The 16,345-nt window shown below is 60.3% G+C and carries 11 protein-coding genes and 1 tRNA gene; 1 reads left to right on the top strand and 11 read right to left on the bottom strand.

From position 1 onward, the window contains the following. Window positions 1-30 precede the first annotated feature (30 nt). The 5 genes from MTP42_RS06335 to MTP42_RS06315 form a co-directional block, all read right to left on the bottom strand. Window positions 31-1,233 carry a glycosyltransferase family 4 protein gene (locus MTP42_RS06335; RefSeq protein WP_156061315.1) on the bottom strand — a complete coding sequence of 401 codons (1,203 nt, stop codon included), beginning with the start codon at window positions 1,231-1,233 and terminating at the stop codon, window positions 31-33. 101 nt (window positions 1,234-1,334) lie between these two features. Beyond that, window positions 1,335-2,762 (bottom strand): amino acid decarboxylase, encoded by a 1,428-nt coding sequence (locus MTP42_RS06330; protein WP_249258208.1) that lies wholly within the window; start codon window positions 2,760-2,762, stop codon window positions 1,335-1,337. Then, window positions 2,763-4,214, bottom strand: a complete 1,452-nt coding sequence (gene scfB / locus MTP42_RS06325) for a thioether cross-link-forming SCIFF peptide maturase (protein ID WP_181966812.1) — start codon at window positions 4,212-4,214, stop codon at window positions 2,763-2,765. 68 nt (window positions 4,215-4,282) lie between these two features. Beyond that, the gene (scfA, locus tag MTP42_RS06320) at window positions 4,283-4,429 is read right to left on the bottom strand and encodes a six-cysteine ranthipeptide SCIFF (protein ID WP_015563834.1); all 147 of its coding nucleotides are present in this window, start codon (window positions 4,427-4,429) and stop codon (window positions 4,283-4,285) included. Between the two features lie 152 nt (window positions 4,430-4,581). Further along, window positions 4,582-4,863, bottom strand: coding sequence for a DUF2508 family protein (locus tag MTP42_RS06315; protein ID WP_005932624.1), 282 nt, complete (start codon window positions 4,861-4,863; stop codon window positions 4,582-4,584). 223 nt (window positions 4,864-5,086) lie between these two features. On the opposite strand from MTP42_RS06315, the gene MTP42_RS06310 reads away from it, so the two are divergent. Continuing rightward, window positions 5,087-5,160: transfer RNA gene (locus MTP42_RS06310), tRNA-Gln, on the top strand. A gap of 110 nt (window positions 5,161-5,270) precedes the next feature. On the opposite strand, the gene MTP42_RS06305 is transcribed toward MTP42_RS06310, so the two are convergent. From MTP42_RS06305 to MTP42_RS06280, 6 genes are all read right to left on the bottom strand, one after another. Continuing rightward, entirely contained in the window at window positions 5,271-7,625 is a 2,355-nt protein-coding gene (locus MTP42_RS06305; RefSeq protein ID WP_207696934.1) for a glycoside hydrolase family 3 protein, read from the bottom strand. A 272-nt stretch (window positions 7,626-7,897) separates the two neighbouring features. Beyond that, entirely contained in the window at window positions 7,898-9,670 is a 1,773-nt protein-coding gene (locus tag MTP42_RS06300; protein WP_249258207.1) for a bifunctional metallophosphatase/5'-nucleotidase, read from the bottom strand. 327 nt (window positions 9,671-9,997) lie between these two features. Continuing rightward, the gene (locus tag MTP42_RS06295) at window positions 9,998-11,770 is read right to left on the bottom strand and encodes an oleate hydratase (RefSeq protein ID WP_249258206.1); all 1,773 of its coding nucleotides are present in this window, start codon (window positions 11,768-11,770) and stop codon (window positions 9,998-10,000) included. Between the two features lie 389 nt (window positions 11,771-12,159). After that, window positions 12,160-14,277 (bottom strand): ribonuclease R, encoded by a 2,118-nt coding sequence (gene rnr / locus MTP42_RS06290; RefSeq protein WP_249258205.1) that lies wholly within the window; start codon window positions 14,275-14,277, stop codon window positions 12,160-12,162. Between the two features lie 115 nt (window positions 14,278-14,392). After that, on the bottom strand, window positions 14,393-14,641 hold the full coding sequence (secG, locus tag MTP42_RS06285) for a preprotein translocase subunit SecG (protein ID WP_005932601.1): 249 nt from the start codon (window positions 14,639-14,641) through the stop codon (window positions 14,393-14,395). A gap of 99 nt (window positions 14,642-14,740) precedes the next feature. Further along, entirely contained in the window at window positions 14,741-16,333 is a 1,593-nt protein-coding gene (locus tag MTP42_RS06280) for a peptidoglycan D,D-transpeptidase FtsI family protein (protein ID WP_249258204.1), read from the bottom strand. Window positions 16,334-16,345: the final 12 nt, after the last annotated feature.

Raw genomic sequence — 16,345 nt, 5'->3', positions numbered from 1 at the left:
TGCTTTTTCTGGATTCTTTTGGGATTGGGATCACACCCAGCTGAGGATGCTTTTGTGTTCAGACTCGTACTGCTTCAGCGCAATGGCCTGCTGGTAAGCATCCAGCACCTGCTGGGCGAAATGCTCTGCCGAGTAGCGGGCCGCGGTGGCCAGAGCGTTCTGGTGCAGCTGCCCGCGCAGGGCGGGGTCCGAGATGATGGTGTTCAGTGCCGATGCAAACTCGGCTTCGTCCTTCCACTGCCAGCCGTTGAAGCCGTTTTCCACCACGCCATCCAGGCAGGGGTCCGCACGGCAGAGCACCGGCAGACCACAGGCCATGCCCTCGAAGTAGGTCAGGCCCTGGGTCTCGCTTTGAGAGGCGCTGACGAAGATATCGCCCACGCGGTACCACCGGGGCACCTCATCGGGCTTGACCATGCCCACAAAGCGGACACGGTCGGTCAGCTTCAGCTCCTTTGTCAGTGCTTCCAGGTCAGGCCGGGCGGGGCCGTCGCCCACAAACACCAGCCACGGGCGGTTCTCCTCCGGCTGCGCGGCCAGCAGACGCACCAGCTGGGCGTGGTTCTTCTCGGCAGCCAGACGGCCCAGCGAGAGCAGGACGGTATCCCCTTCCGGGATGCCCAGCTCTGCCCGCATCCGGGCCTTTTCCTCGCCGTTGTCCTGCGCCGGGCCAAAGGCGGTCAGGTCAATGCCGGTGGGCACTGTGACCACCGGGCAGCTGACCCCGTAGCGGTTGAGCATGGCGCGCACCTTTTCGGTAGGGGCCAGCATGAGGCTGCAATAGCCCGAGAGGATGCGGGTGGCCTTTTCGGCGGTCATCCGGCCCAGACGCTCACTGAAGAAAAGGTACTGGGTATAATCCTCGTAGACAGTATGGTAGGTATGTACCACCGGGCAGTGGCACCGGCGGGCCACCCGCTGTGCCAGCATAAAGGTAGAAAACTCGCTTTGCGTATGGATGACCTCCGGGCCCCAGGCTTCCAGCTCGTCCAGCCAGTGGGAGATGGGCAGAGCGCCCGCCGCACTGATCCGCACGCCCGGGTAGACCCGCTCCGCGCTGATGCTGCCCACATACAGGATGCCGTTTTCCTCATGGGAATGGCCATTCTGGGCAAGGGTCACCACCCGCACGTCATGGCCCAGTGCCAGCAGCTGGTGGTACAGCAGCTCCACCGAGCGCACCACACCGTTGACCATTGGGGACCATGTATCTGATGCAAGAAGAATTTTCATTGGAACACCTCAGATTACCGCATAGAATAGGGGTTATGTTCTCTGTTCTATCTTCAATACGTTTCAGAGCCGCAGAATCTTGCAGATCCGCCCTGATTTTTTCAAAATTTTTCCGGTTTCACCACCGAGACCGTCTCCACGCCGTAGGCTGTGAAAAGCTCCAGCGCCGCCGGGCCGATCACCTCGCCGCTGACGACAATGGGGATGGCGGGCGGGCAGGACACAGTGGGCAGAGCGCAGACCCTGCCCAGCGCAGACCCTGCCGGGATGGTCTCCTGCGGGGCAAACACGGCCTGCCGCACGGTCAGGCGCGGCTCCGCCTGCCGGGCCAGCGCACAAAACGCTTCCCGGTGCTCGGCAGGGGGTTCTGCCGGGGGGATGCCCCGTGCACAGAGTTCTGCCAGAGCCGCCTCCAGCCGGGCCATGTCCTCTGCCGGGTTTTCCGGGGTAAACATCAGCACAAGGTAGCGGGGGTCGGCATATTCGCACTCCATCCCGTTTTGCCGCAGATGATCGGCCAGTGTCTGCCCGGTCAGGCCCAGCGCCGCCGCATCCAGCGTCAGCTTCATGGGTTCCCGGGCGGGACCGTCCAGTGCCAGCGGCAGGGCCGTGCCCTGTGCGGCAGCCAGCGCGTTCAGGCGGGCACGCAGAGCGGCCAGCCGGTCACAGCACTCCTGCAGGCGTGCCGGGTAATCGGTGGAAAGCAGCCGGTTGCAGGCATCGAGAGACTGCAGGATCAGATAAGACGGGCTGGTGGAGCCGAACAGCGCCAGTGCGTTGCGCACGGTGCTTTCCTCCTGCACGGGGGCCTTGGGGCCCAGATGCAGGTAGGCTCCCCCGGTGAGCACCGGCAGGGTCTTGTGGCCGGAGTCACAGCAGGCCGCCGCACCCAGGTCGATGGGGTGGCGGCTCCCGCCGGGCAGAAAGCGCAGGTAGGCCCCGTGGGCATTATCCACCAGCAGGGGCACGCCGTGAGCATCGCAGACGGCAGAGAGAGCCGCGATGTCCTGCATCCCTCCCAAGTAATCCGGGCTGGTCAGGTAAACGCCGAAGGGTGTTCTCCCCTGCCCTGCCAGCTCCTCAAGGGCGGCGGAAAGGGCCTGCACCGTTACCGGGCAGCTGCACAGCGCACCGGTATCCTCCGGCGCGGGCCAGAGCCACCGGATGTCGAAGTCCAGCAGAGCCGCTGCATAGAGCAGGGCTTTGTGGGCATTGCGGGCCGCCAGAAGCACCGGGCGCTTGCCGGTGCGGGGCGCTCCCTGCATAGCAAGGCAGAGCATGGCCCGGATGCACTGGGAAGAACCCTCTGTGCTGTAATAGGTGTGAGCCGTGCCGAACAGCCGTGTGGCGTTGGCCTCGCTCTGCGCGATGATGCCCTCGGCCTCGTAGAGCTCATCGGCACCCCGGATCTCGGTGATATCCCACGGCTCACAGCCCAGCAGGCTTTGCCCCTTATGCCCCGGCATGTGGAGCCGGGCGGTGCCGGACTGGGCGTACTGCCGCACAAAATCGACGATGGGGGTGGTCATTTATTCGCAGGCCTCGCCGTCGGCGCAGGCATTACAGGTGGAGCCCAGCTGGATGGGCACTTCGATGCCCTGTGCAGCCAGCTCCTGATTCTGTGCCACCTGGATCATAATAGCGCACTCCATCCGCTTGCGGAACAGCTCACAGCCGTACTCGTACACGCCGGTAATGCTGCCGGTTGCGTGGTAGGAGTTGGCTGCACAGCCGCCGGAGCAGTAGAGCTTTGCCCAGCAGTCCTGGCACTCCTTGCGGGCGTAGGCGTTGCAGTGCTTGAACTCGTCCCGGACTGCCGTGTTGGTGACACCCTTCCAGATATCGCCCATCAGGTACTTGGGATCGCCCACGAACTGATGGCAGGGATACAGATCGCCCCAGGGGGTCACAGCCATGTACTCGGTGCCGGAGCCGCAGCCCGAAATGCGCTTGTAGATGCAGGGGCCGCCGGTCAGGTCGATCATGTAGTGGTAGAAGGTGAAGCCGCGGCCCTCACGGTTCCGCTTGATCATCTCCTTGGCCAGGATCTCATACTGCTCCTTCAGGATGGGCAGATCTGCCTCGGTCAGAGCGCTGGGGTCACTGGGGTCGCAGACCACGGGCTCCATGCTCAGCTCGGTAAAGCCCAGATCTGCCATGTGGAAGATATCGTTGGTGAAGTCGGTGTTGTAGTGGGTAAAGGTGCCGCGCATGTAATAGCCCTTATCGCCGCGCTTCTTCACGAACTCCTGGAACTTGGGCACAATGGTATCGTAGCTGCCATGGCCGGCGTAGTCCTTGCGGAAGCGGTCGTGGACTTCCTTGCGGCCGTCCAGGCTCAGGACCACGTTGTGGCACTCCTTGTTGCAGAAGTCGATGACATCATCGTCAATGAGCATGCCGTTGGTGGTCATGGTGAAGCGGAAGTTCTTATTGTGGATCTTCTCCTGCTCACGGCAGTAGGCCACCAGCTTCTTGACCATATCAAAGTTCATCAGAGGCTCGCCGCCGAAGAAGTCCACCTCGAGGTTGCGGCGGCTGCCGGAATTCTCAATGAGGAAATCCATTGCACGCTTGCCCACCTCAAAGCTCATCAGGGCACGCTCGCCCTGATAGCGGCCCTGCGAGGCGAAGCAGTAGGAGCAGTTCAGGTTGCAGGTGTGGGCCACATGCAGGCAGAGGGCCTTGACCACGGTGTTGCGGTTCTTGAAATCGAACGCGAGGTTCTCATAGGTATCGGGGCTCCACAGCTTGCCGGATTCCTTCAGGCTTGCCACGTCATCGATGCACTGGCGCAGGTCGGCCTCGGTCACGTCCTCACGGTCGCCGTACTTTGCCATCATGGCGGCAACGATCTCGTCGGCGGTGTGGTCGGGGTACATGGCAATGACATCATACGCCACCTCATCCACCACATGCACCGAGCCGCTGCAGGTATCCAGCACGATGTTATAGCCGTTCAATTGATACTGATGTACCATTTTATTCTCCATTCCATTGTAACATAAAAAAATGCCGCCCGGCAAAGGCGGCATCCGATTTGCAGAAATTACTTGTTGCTGTTCTCGCACTTCTGGTTAGCCACGCCGCAGGAAGTCTTGCAGGCAGACTGGCAGGAAGTCTGGCACTCGCCGCAACCACCGGTCACAACGCTCTTGGTCAGGTCACGAGTAGCGATTGTCTTAATACGTTCCATAATTAAAAACCTCTCTAGCTCCAAATAGTTGATACGCAGAACCACCTGCGCATTGTTATCTTGATATAGGATAGCACGGTTCAGGGATTCTGTCAAGATTTTTGTCGCATCTTCTGCGGGCAGTATTTTGTAGGCTGTACAAAGACGAAGCCTTACCCCACCGGCTGATACTTTTCCAATATTGTATGCAGCCCCAGCTCCCGGGCCTTGCCCAATAAGTACCGGTAGCGGGCCAGAAGGGCCTGCCGCTCATAGATGTGCTGTTCGATGAGGTCGGTATCCACCTCAAGGTCGAACATCATCTCGTTCCGGTGCAGGCAGAACAGGCACTCTTTCAGCTCCTCCTCCAGCTCCGGGTGGTAGCGCTCGTGTTCGGTGTCCCGCGGGATGCGGGGCGAAAGCAGGGTCTTTTCCTTTTGCGTGGTCTGGGTCATGGCAGTTCCTCCTCTTTGTGCGTCTTTGCTTCTTCTGATTTCCAGTATATGCAAAGCGCATGAGAAGGATGACGGAATCAAGCAGCCCGCAAGAACTCCTGCGAAAGTGCGTCTTTTTTCTGATTTCTGCAAAAAATTTCAAAAAAGCGCTTGACAAAGCGGCGCTTTTTCCGTATAATAGCACACGTTGAGCGGCTCACCCCGCAAGACAGACCCAAGCTGATGGGGATTTGCATAGTGGTAGTGCGGTAGACTCTGACTCTACTTGTGGGAGTTCGATTCTCTCATCCCCAACCAAAAAGACATCCGAACTTTTCGGATGTCTTTTTTTGTTCTGTTTTGTTTATAGAGAAAGCCAAAAAGAGCGATACAGCAAACGCTGTATCGCTCTTTTTGGTTAACGGCAATCAGTAATTCAGACCGAAGCCGCTGCGGTAGTAATTGCCGTCGGCATCGCAGTAGGCGTAGCTGCCGCCCTTGACGTTGGCGAGGATGGCGGGATCGATGTACTGATCCTTATCGTAGCCGGGCACGTCGTTGGGAGAGGCGCAGATCTCGCGCACCACACCGTCGATCTCCTGCTCGGTGATGGCAATGACGGCGGGGTCAGAGACCATGGTCAGGCTCAGCTTGCCGGTGGGGGCAAAGTCGCCGCTGATGACATCGACCTGAGCGTTCAGGGCGTTGTTCAGGGCAACGGCGCTGACGGTGTACTGGATGGTCAGTGCGTCGCAGTAGGGCTCCAGCTTGTCCAGCAGCCAGGGGTTGCAGACCACGCAGGTACCAACCACCTTGCCGCCGCGGGCATGGATGGCATCGGCCAGTTCCTTGATCTTCTCCACGTCCTTCAGGGTGACAACGGTGACCTTGTTGCCGGTCTTTTTCTGGCTCTTGTTGCGCTCGCGCTCGTCAGTGACGATCTCACCCATCTCGATGACGGGCATTGCGTACTGGTTGAACACCAGACCGTTGCTGATGGGCCAGACGTGCAGGTAGAGCACATCGGCTTCCTCCGGGGTGGCCACCACGGTGTAGCCCTTCTTCTCAAAGGCTTCCGTCAGGGTCTTGCGCAGAGCGGCATCCTCGTCCGTGTTGCCCAGACCGGCACCCATGGCCTGTGCCATCTGTGCAAAGCCGGAGTCCACACCCTTGAAGGTGACGATGCAGACCTTCTGGCTCTTGGCCAGAGGCAGGAGCTTCTCGTGGTTCTTGACCAGAACAACGGCCTTCTGGTTGGCCTCGTAAGCCTTCTTCTTGGCACCGTCGAAGTTATCCACGCGGGCCTGATCGGCCTTGTCGGGGTCGAGGTAGGGGTTATCCACCCGCTTGGTGCGGAACAGGCTCAGCAGACGATTGTAGCTGGCGCGGTCCAGATCTGCCTTGGGCAGCAGACCGTCCTCCACAGCCTTGACGATGTTCTCGGGGTCGGTGTTGCCGCCAATGACATCGGTACCGGCAGAGATGGCCTTGGCGTAGCGCTCAGGCTCGGTGAGGTTCTCCACGCCGTAGATCTGAACGGTGGTGATGCCGGAGTCGGAGTTGACATAGCCGTCAAAGCCCATCTTGTTCCGGGCCAGATCGGTGATCAGCTCCTTGCTGTAAGCGCTGGGCACTTCCTCGGTGCTGGTCACCTCGCCCCGGTAGGTCTGGGGCACGGCACGGCCATCGGTGGCAATACGGGAGTAGTCCGGCATGATGGAAGAGACCTTGTGGTCAAAGGCGCGCTGGAACGGGGGCAGATGATACTTTTCCATAGAGCCGGGGGTGCGGTAGATGCGCCACTGGCCGATGGGCACATGAGGCTCAAAGCCGTTCTCAGAGGGGGCATCGCCGGGGAAGTGCTTGATGGTCAGAACAACAGAACCCTCGTTCAGGCCGTTGTCGCCATCCTGATAGCCCTTGACCAGAGCCTCGGCAATGTCACTGGTGACATCGGGACGCTCGCCGTAAGTACCGGAGGTACGGGGCCAGCGGGGGTCAGAGGTCACATCGACCTGAGGGCCGTACATGATGTTCAGGCCCTCGGCCTTCATCATCTTGCGGTCGGTCTGGGCCATCTCATAGACCATATCGGTGTTGCCGTCGCCAATGACCGCCGCGCCGATGCCCAGAGAGTCCGGGTAACCGATGTTGATGGGGTTGGTGTGGAGAGAGTACGGAATGGCCACGCCGCCCTTGCAGGCCTCGTATTCCAGCATCTGGGTGCCGGCGTTGTGGTACAGGGCCACCATGCCGGCCTCGCAGCGCATGTCACCGCGGTAAACACCGGCGGCGATGTGCTTTTCCAGAACATGGCTGTCATCAATGCTGACGGTCATGCCGGGCAGAGGGCCGGGCATGGGCTTTTCACCGGGGTTGTGGTGCTTGTAGATCTTGCCCAGCTCCAGCTTGCCTTCGGCGTTGGTGGCCTCGGCACGGGTGGGCACCACAGGGCTGTTGAACAGGGTGTTCAGCACAAGGCCTGCCTGCTGATCCAGCCGCAGATGCTTGACCATATCCTCAGCGCGCTGCTCAGGGCTCAGCCGCCAATCCTTGTAGGGGGCCAGCTCGCCGCTGTTGTCCAGATCCTTAAAGTACAGGCCGTCCTTGACGATCACGCCGCAGGTGGTCACACCGATGTCGGGGCCGTTGACGTTGTGGAAGATGACCGGCTCAAGATACTGGTCAATGATCTGCTCGCCCTCTTCCAAAGCGTAGGGTGCAGGGATCACGCCGTCCTTGGCCTCTGCCCACTGGTCGGCGCTGGTATACCGTGTCTGCATAATGTTTCTCCTTTGTCTCTGTGCCTGCCACAGCACAGCTGATATATTACTTGCCTGTTTATTATACTTCCAGCTCAGATCGTTCGCAAGCAAACAAATAAAAAAAGTTACAAACTTTGGCGTAGTATACAAGGATGCTCTGCCGGATTTGTGCAACTTTCCCCTATCCTGATCCACAAACCGGGTTCGTTTCCTGCTGACAACACTGCTTAAAAATAACCCTCTCCGTCAAAGCCTGCGGCGTTGACGGAGAGGGTTGTATCCTTAATTGATCAGATCATCTGGATGCGGCCTGCGCCGTACGGATCCTCGTAGTTGAGCAGGTAGCCGGGGTAATCGGCCAGCGGGCTGTTGGCGCTTGCCAGATGCGGCAGACCGTTGGCATCCACGCCGCCGAACATGGCTGCGTAGCTGGACATGACAAGGTAGTCCTCAGAGACATAGTCCTTGATGAGGGTCGCGCCATCGAACATGGCAAAGCCATCGCCCAGATTGCGCAGGGTGTAGTTCATGCCGGCCAGAGCGTAGGTGGCGTTCGGGTCAAGGGGCTTATAGGTGCCGGTGGTCTTGTCGTAGATCTCCACATTGCTGACACGCGGAGTGGCGGCGCTGCCGGTCCAGACATTCTTGTCGTTGGTCTGAACGGTGTTGGGGGTCCCAGTGTGGATCGTGTACCTGGCACCTGCCACCTGCAGGAAGCCGCCGTTCTCCTTGCCCTCAGCACCAGCAAAGCGGGCACCAAACTCCAGAGCGTCCTGGATCTGCTGGCCGGTCACGGACATCAGGCAGGCCACGTTGCCAAAGGGGCTGACGGTCTTGCAGGTCTTGAAGCTCCAGGGGCCAGCCTCCACATCGGTGCGGATGCCGCCGCCGTTCATAATGGCGACATCACAGTGGAGCTCCTCGATCTCGTTGAAGTAGGTGTAGATGCCGTCGGCCACGAAGTCGCCGAGGTTGGTCTCGCCGGAGCGGATGCGGCGCTTACCGGTGGCGGGATCGTTGATGTAGAATTTGGTATCGCCCACTGCGATCTCCTCGCCCAGCATATCGTCCACTGCGCTGATCCAGTTGGAGGCAGTGGCGGCCACGGCAGCGTCCAGACCCTCGTAGGTGTCGATGAGCTCAGTGGTGATGGTGCCGTCCGCGCCCACAGTCATCTTGCCGATGTTCTTGAAGTAAGAGCCGGTCTGGGTCAGGGTGACTGCCTTGCCGGAAGCATCGGTGACCTGCTTGTTGGCCATCACGGTGTGGGAGTGGCCGTCGATGAAGGCGGTGAAGCCATGGGTGTGTGCAATGACTTCCTCACTGGTCCAGGGAGAGGAGGAAGGGTCAACGCCCAGATGGCCCAGACCGATGATGGTGTCAGCGCCCCAGAACTCGGCCTTGTCGATGGCTTTCTGAACGGCATCGTAAAGCTTCTGGCCATCCTCGCCGCCCAGAATGTCGTAGATGTACTTGGTCTGGGCATCGTTCATAAAGTAGGCCGGGGTGGACTTGGTAAAGGTCTCGGGGGTGGTCACGCCCACAAAGGCGATCTTGCGGCCGCCCACAAAGAAGAACTTGACGCTGGGCAGGACGTTGAAGCCAGTGCGCAGATCGACCCAGTTGCAGGAGACATAGGGGAAGTCGGCTTCCCGGAGCACAGCCTTGGCGCGGGCCATGCCGTAGTCAAACTCATGGTTGCCGGGGGTTGCCAGATCGTAACCGGCCTCGTTCATCAGCTCGATGATGGTAGCGCCATCATCCATGGAACCGTAAGCGGTGCCCTGGATATGGTCGCCTGCATCCACCAGCAGCACATCCCGGCCGGTGTCCTCGATGCTCTTTTTCAGGGCAGCAATGGCGGCATAGGTGGGCTTGGGGGACTTGTTGTCAATATAGGTGTGGACATCGTTGGTGTAGAGGATGGTCACATCCGCTTTGTCACCAAAGAAGCAATTGGTCTCCTCCGCAAAGGCGGCGGGTGCACCGACAGAAACTGCGGTCAGTGCCGTGGCAGCACCGGCAGCCTTGATAAAGCTGCGGCGGGTAATGAACTGTTTCACAGGGAAAGACCTCCTTTGATTCAATACGCTCTTTCAGCCCTCTCCTTCTATGCTGTGCAGCGTTGTTTTCCCTTTTGGGGAACTGACGGGCTTCAGCAAGACCGAGAGGGCTGTTTGTTACCTAAATCTTAACATAGAACCCCAGTTTCCGCAAGGGATTTTTGTAAAATTCGTGTCAAGGAATCCCACAATAGTCATACTGTTTTGGTAAAACGTTTGAAAATTCCGAGAAAAAGGGCAAAGCCCCGCATCCCATGGAAAGGGTGCAGGGCTTTGCCGCATTCAGAAAAGAGGGTCAGAGGATCGGGGGACGATTCTCAGACAGCATCAGATGGCATGGTATTCCTTGAGGAACTTCTCAAGGTCAGTGCCCTCGATCTTCTTGAGCACTTCCTTGAGGGCCACCCGCTGGATGAAGGGCAGATCCATATCAGTGATCTTCTTGCCGTCACGCAGTTTGACCGTTGCATCGATCAGGCTGCGGACATCATAGGTGCTGCCCCAGACCTCGGGCACGCCGCGGTCGATGTTGAGCAGGGTGTAAACCGCTTCCATACCGGTGCGCATGGAGTACTCGGTGGTGAAGATGGTGTCACGGCCGGTCTCGGCAAACTGGCCCAGGAAGGCGAAGTTGACAGCGCCCTGGGGCACGATGTCGGGGCGGTCACCGAAGGCACGGGGCATGAAGAAGGCATCGATATAGGGCATCATCACGGGCACGGTGTTGGCGCTGTGTTCAGCCAGCTCGGCAATGTCCTCCTCGGGCACGCCGATGTGATACAGCCACTCCATGCAGATCTCACGGCCGGTGCAGTCGCGCATGGGCTTCTTGACGTAATCGCCGGGCTTGTCGCTGAACAGGCCGTAGACCCAGACGCAGAGCTGGTTCTTGGGCTGGTCACGGAACTGCTGCTGGCGGTTCAGGGTCCAGCTGAGCAGCCAGCTGGAATCCTTGACCGTGACGATGCCGCCGGTGACGGTGTGGCCGCTGAAGGGGTCACGCTTGCAGATCTTCTTGATATACTGGGGGATCTTGTCGTCCAGGGTGGTGATGGTGGCGCTTTCCCAGTTGGACAGCTCCGGCTGAGAGCAGAACTTTTCGGGATGGCCGAAGGAAGGATCCTGTGCGGCGATCTTCTTCCACAGATCCCAGCCGTTGCCCGGCCTGATGGTGGGATCAAAGCCTGCGGCCTTGTCCTGAGCGCCGATGGTGCAGCTCTCCACGCAGCCGCCGTTGGTGATGAAGAGCAGGTCGTTCTCGGTGAGGTCGATGGTCCTGCTCTCACCCTTGTGATCCACGGTCACGCTGCTGGCCTGCTTTTTGCCGCCCTCGATCCGGAACTGGACATCGGTGACCTTGGTCTCGTACTGGAAGTCCACGCCGTGATCCTTCAGGTAGGTGACCATGGGCAGGATGATGGACTCGTACTGGTTGTAGCGGGTAAAGCGCAGGGCGGTGAAATCGGGCAGACCGCCGATGTGGTGGATATAGCGCTTGAGGTAGAGCTTCATCTCCAGCGCGCTGTGCCAGTTCTCAAAGGCGAACATGGTGCGCCAGTACATCCAGAAGTTGGAGGAGAACACCTCATCGTCGAAGATATCGGTGATCTTTTTATCCTGCAGCTGCTCGTCCGGGGTGAAGAAGAGCTTCATGATCTCCATGGCACCCTGATCGGAGATGGCGAACTTGCCGTCGGTGTGGGCATCCTGGCCGCGGTTGACGGTGGCACGGCAGAGGGACTTGTTGGGATCCTCCTTGTTCAGCCAGTAATACTCGTCCAGCACGCTGGCGCCCTCGGTCTCCAGCGAGGGGATGGAGCGGAGCAGGTCCCACATGACCTCGAAATGGTTGTCCATCTCACGGCCGCCGCGCATGACATAGCCGATATCGTACTTGTAGCCGTCGCAGGCACCGCCGGGCAGCGGGTCCTTCTCAAACACATGGATGTGGTCGCCCTGCATCTGGCCGTCACGGACCAGGTAGCAGGCGGCAGTCAGGGCCGCCAGACCGGAGCCGATGAGGTAAGCAGATTTATTGTCAACGCCCTCAGGCTTTTTGGGGTGTGCAAATGCTTCGTAATTGCCACTGGAATAATACATACTGGGAACCTCCTGTAAATCATATTGGGAAGACTGTGTTCATGGTTCTGTGTCGTCTTCCATTTTGTTGTGCTTAGTATACCCCAGTGGTTTTTTCAGAACAACAAACAAATCCTGAACAGTGTATAAAATTTATACAAAACACAACCATTGTCGGAAATATGACGAAACTGTGTATCACCCCCCAGTCACCTGCGGTGACAGCCCCCGCTAATAGGGGGGCCTTTGGCATTGCATAAAGCTTTGCAAGTCCCCCTTTCCGCACAGACTGCACCATTATGCCAAGGGCTCCCCTACTAGGGGAGCTGGCGCAAAGCGCCTGAGGGGTTTAGTCCAACAAAAAAGCGCTCACCCTCCAGGGAAGGTGAACGCTTGCGTTTCTTTATCAGTTATTTTGTTTCGGGTGCCACCTCAAAATCGACCTTGCCAAGGTTGATATCGGCGCGGACGATGGTGATCATCATGCTGTCGCCCAGGCTCCAGGTCTTGCCGGAGGCGGGGTCAGAAAGGCGGATCCCCTCGGTGAGGGTGGTGCCGGTGGCGGTCAGGCTGGAAGCAGGCACAAAGCCCTCCACGCCGTTCTCCAGCTCCACAAAGATGCCGCGCTGGGTCACGCCGGAGATGATGCCCTCGTAGCACTCACCCAGATGGCGGCGGGCGTACTCGGCCTTGTAGTAATCCTCGGCCTTGCGCTCGATCTGAACGGCCAGCACTTCCCGCTCGCTGGACTGTTTGGAGGCCTTCTCCGCGAAATCGGTGTAGCGGACGATCATGGTCTCCTTGTCGGTGCCGCTGAGCAGGTCGGTCATCATGCGGTGGATGGCCAGATCCGGGTAGCGGCGGATGGGGCTGGTGAAGTGGGCGTAATCCTTGAGCACCAGACCATAGTGGCCCTTGGGCTTTTCCTCATAGCAGGCCTTGGACATGCAGCGGAGCATTCCGGTGTTGACGATCTGCTCAAACGGGGTGCCGCGCACACCCTCCAGAATGGCGCTCAGCTCCTTGGGGGTGGGCACCTCCTTGGCAAAGTGGTCGTTGATGCCGCAGGCCTGCAGCAGGCTGTGCAGGCGCTCCAGCTTCTCGCCGTTGGGCTCCTCGTGGACACGGTAGACAAAGGGGATCTGCTTGACCCGGGCAAAGTGGGCGGCGCACTGGTTGGCCAGCAGCATGAACTCCTCGATCATGGCCTCGCTCTCGCCGGAGGTGCGCTTTTTCACATCAATACAATGGCCGTTCTCATCCAGAATGAGCTTGACTTCCCCGCTCTCGAAATCGATGCAGCCGCGCTCTTTGCGCAGGCGGGCGCGGTGGGCGTACAGCTCCTTCATGGCGGGCAGCTGATCCAGCACCTCGGCGTACTTGGCCTGCGTCTCGGCATCGGCAGTGCCGGCCAGCAGGGCGTTGATCTCAGAATACACGCCCTTGACCCGGCTGCAGATGATGGATTTGACGAACTTGTAGTCGGTCAGATTGCCGTCTTGATCCAGACGCATCAGGCAGGAGAACGCCAGGCGCAGCTCCTTCTCGTTCAGGGAGCAGATGCCGTTGGAAAGGCTCTTGGGCAGCATGGGCACGACCTGATCCGCATAGTAGACCGAAGTGGCGCGGTTGAAAGCCTCCTCGTTCAGCTCACTGCCAGGCTTGACGTAGTGGGAGACATCGGCGATGTGAACGCCCAGCTCATAGCCGCCACCGGGGAGCCGGGTCAGGCTGACGGCATCGTCGATATCCTTGGTCTCGGCGCTGTCGATGGTGAAGATGGGCAGAGCGCGCAGATCCATGCGGCCCTTGCAGTCCTCCTCAGACACGGTCATGTCCTCGAACTTCTTGGCCTCGTCCCGCACCTTCTCGGGGAAACGGGTGTGGATGTCCTTGGCATAGAGCAGGGCCTTAGCACAGCGCTTGGCCTCCTCGCAGCTGCCAAAGCGCATGGAAACGCCCACGCGGTGATCCTCCTGCCGGGTCCCGCGCTGCAGGATCTCCACAGCCACCTTGTCGCCGTCCTTCGCGCCGCCCTCGCAGTCGCGCTGGATGGTCATGGAGATGGCCGGGCAGTCATCGGGCACGAACTTCAGGCGGCCCTCGATGCGGCGGACAGTGCCCACCATGTCGTTCTTCTGCTCGAGCACGGCAAGGATCTCGCCCTCATCGCTGCCCTCCACCCGGGGGTGGGCAAACTTCTCCACCAGAACGGAATCACCGGGCATGGCACCGCGGGTGAAGCGGCCCGGGATGAAGATATCGCCGGATTCATCCTCCAGCATCACAAAGGCAAAGTTCTTGCCCAGCTTGACCACCTTGCAGGTCAGGGCCTTTTCGGCACGGCCGGAGCGGGCAGTGAAGAACACGCCTGACTTCTGGCAGACCACAGCATCGTGCACCAGCTCGTCCAGAGCCTCCATCACCTTGCGGTCTGCGGCACGGTCGCCGCCGAACTTTGCCTTGAGGTCCTTGACCATGCAGGGCTGGTTCTGGATGGCATGTTCAATTTTATCGCGTAATGACATATTTTTCTCCTTAACACTTTTCCGGCATTCTCCAATGGAACCCGGACAACTTCTTTCCCACGAGAGGTTTAGACAGAAAAACAGCCCCGCCTTACACGGGGCTGTACACGGGTGCTCAGGCCAGACGGCTGGCGAACACACAGGCCAGGATAGCCACCACAAAGAACACGATGCCTGCAATGCGGGTCACCTTGGCCAGCATCTGATCCGCAGGGGTCAGGCGTGCATTGTTGGCACCGCCCACACCACCGTTGATGGCACCGGCCAGACCCTGACCGTGGGTGTGCTGCATCAGGGTGAGGAGGATGATGACGGCCGAGACGACCAGCAGGATGGCACCGCCGACGATTTCAATGACAGACATGGATGGAACGCTCCTTTTATCTTTAGTTTCATAGAGACTGCATACAAATACAAGTGTATGATAGCACAAAAGCCCGGGAAATGCAAGAAAAACCGTGAGCTACGGGGCCAGAATTTCCAGCCCTGCCGCCACCCGGGCAAAGATGGCCGCGCTGGAAAAGGCAGGCTCGGCCTGCGTGTCCTGCAGCACCACGATGGTATAGCGGGGCTGCTCTGCCGGGACAAAACCCGCAAACCAGTAATTTTTCAGCTCTGTACCGCCGGAAAACTGGCCGGTCTGGGCCGTGCCGGTCTTGCCTGCCGCGGTCTGGCCGGGCAGGGCGGCCTCATGGCCGGTGCCCCCGGCCACTACACCCGCCAACAGGGCCTGCAGGGCGGCGGCGGTGCGCTTTGTAAGCACCCGCCTGCTCCGGACATGGGAAAGCGCCGTGAGAGGTGTGCCGGTGGTCTCGTCCAGAGTGGTCTCCAGCAGCAGCGGGGTGCGGCAGATCCCCCCGCAGGCAATGGTGTTCATCATGGCGGCGACCTGCAGGGGGGATGCCAGCAGCTCCCCCTGCCCAAAGCAGAAATTGGCGTAGGCCCCGCTGGACGCAAGAGCCTCCCGCTCCGGCAGGACCCCCGCCGCCGTGTGCAGGGCATCGGTGAGCGGGATCGCCTGCCCGAAGCCCAGCTGCTCTGCCATGGCGCGGACAGCATCGGCCCCCAGCGCCTGCCCCAGCCGGATGAAGTAGCCGTTGCAGCTCTTTTCCAGCGCGCCGGCCAGATCCACCTCGCCATGGGGGATGCCGCCCGCACAGCGGAAGATCCGGCCATCCACCGCGCACCAGCCGGGGCAGGTGTAGACAAAGCCGCTCTCCCCTGCCTCCAGCGCCGCTGCCGCCACCACCGGCTTGAACACCGAGCCCACGGCATAGCACTGAAACGCCCGCTCCAGCAGGGGGCTGTCCGGGGCGTTCAGGCTGGCCGAAATGTTTTCCGGGTCATAGCCGGGGCGGCTGACACAGGCCCGCACCTTGGCGTTGGCGGTGTCCAGCACCAGGATGCAGCCGCTCTGCATCGTCTCGTTGGCCACGGCTTCGGCGGTCTGCTGGATCTCCCGGGAAAGGGTCAGCTGCACCCCCACGGCCCCGCTGTCGGCGGGGGTGAGGACGGGCTCGGCCCGCAGCTTTCCCTGGGCGTTGACGGTGCAGAGCAGGGTATCCCCCGCCCCGCTGCCGGTGAGCAGTTCGTCAAAGGCGGCTTCCAGACCGGCAGCACCATGGCCCTCGCCATCGAGATACCCCAGCAGCTGCACTGCCAGCGGGGCGGCAGAGCTTCGCCGCGCCGCTGGCCAGCAGGAAACGCCCAGCGCGGAAACGTCCCGGTCCACCTCCAACAGAAACGGGGATGCGGCGTTCCGCTTCTGGTAGAGCGCCGCCTGCCCGGCGGCATCGGTGTAGGCGAACAGGCGGGCATAGCTGCCCTCCCCGGGCACGCAGAGGGCCATCCAGCGGGTGGTCTGCCCCGTGAGGAGCTGGCCCCTGTAATCATAAAAATTGCCCCGCCGGGCGGGCAGGTGGAGAGTGACCACGCTCTGCGCCGCCGCCCGGGCCCCATAGGCCGTGTCGGAGCAGAGCCAGTACAGGCGGCAGACCACCGCCGCAAAGCAGAACAGCAGGGCCCCATACAGGGCCAGCACCCGTTTGCCGGACATGAAAGCGCCCCC

Source organism: Faecalibacterium sp. I2-3-92, from assembly GCF_023347315.1.
In the GTDB taxonomy this organism is placed as follows: Bacteria; Bacillota; Clostridia; order Oscillospirales; family Ruminococcaceae; genus Faecalibacterium; species Faecalibacterium duncaniae.
The sequence above is the reverse complement of the archived record's forward strand: the minus strand, read 5'-3'. Positions and strand labels throughout refer to the sequence as shown.

Excerpts from the sequence above, each read along its gene's own strand:
- MTP42_RS06335 (WP_156061315.1), bottom strand. The coding sequence starts at position 1,233 with ATGAAAATTCTTCTTGCATCAGATACATGGTCCCCAATGGTCAACGGT.
- MTP42_RS06330 (WP_249258208.1), bottom strand. The coding sequence starts at position 2,762 with ATGACCACCCCCATCGTCGATTTTGTGCGGCAGTACGCCCAGTCCGGC.
- scfB (WP_181966812.1), bottom strand. The coding sequence starts at position 4,214 with ATGGTACATCAGTATCAATTGAACGGCTATAACATCGTGCTGGATACC.
- scfA (WP_015563834.1), bottom strand. The coding sequence starts at position 4,429 with ATGGAACGTATTAAGACAATCGCTACTCGTGACCTGACCAAGAGCGTT.
- MTP42_RS06315 (WP_005932624.1), bottom strand. The coding sequence starts at position 4,863 with ATGACCCAGACCACGCAAAAGGAAAAGACCCTGCTTTCGCCCCGCATC.
- MTP42_RS06305 (WP_207696934.1), bottom strand. The coding sequence starts at position 7,625 with ATGCAGACACGGTATACCAGCGCCGACCAGTGGGCAGAGGCCAAGGAC.
- MTP42_RS06295 (WP_249258206.1), bottom strand. The coding sequence starts at position 11,770 with ATGTATTATTCCAGTGGCAATTACGAAGCATTTGCACACCCCAAAAAG.
- rnr (WP_249258205.1), bottom strand. The coding sequence starts at position 14,277 with ATGTCATTACGCGATAAAATTGAACATGCCATCCAGAACCAGCCCTGC.
- secG (WP_005932601.1), bottom strand. The coding sequence starts at position 14,641 with ATGTCTGTCATTGAAATCGTCGGCGGTGCCATCCTGCTGGTCGTCTCG.
- MTP42_RS06280 (WP_249258204.1), bottom strand. The coding sequence starts at position 16,333 with ATGTCCGGCAAACGGGTGCTGGCCCTGTATGGGGCCCTGCTGTTCTGC.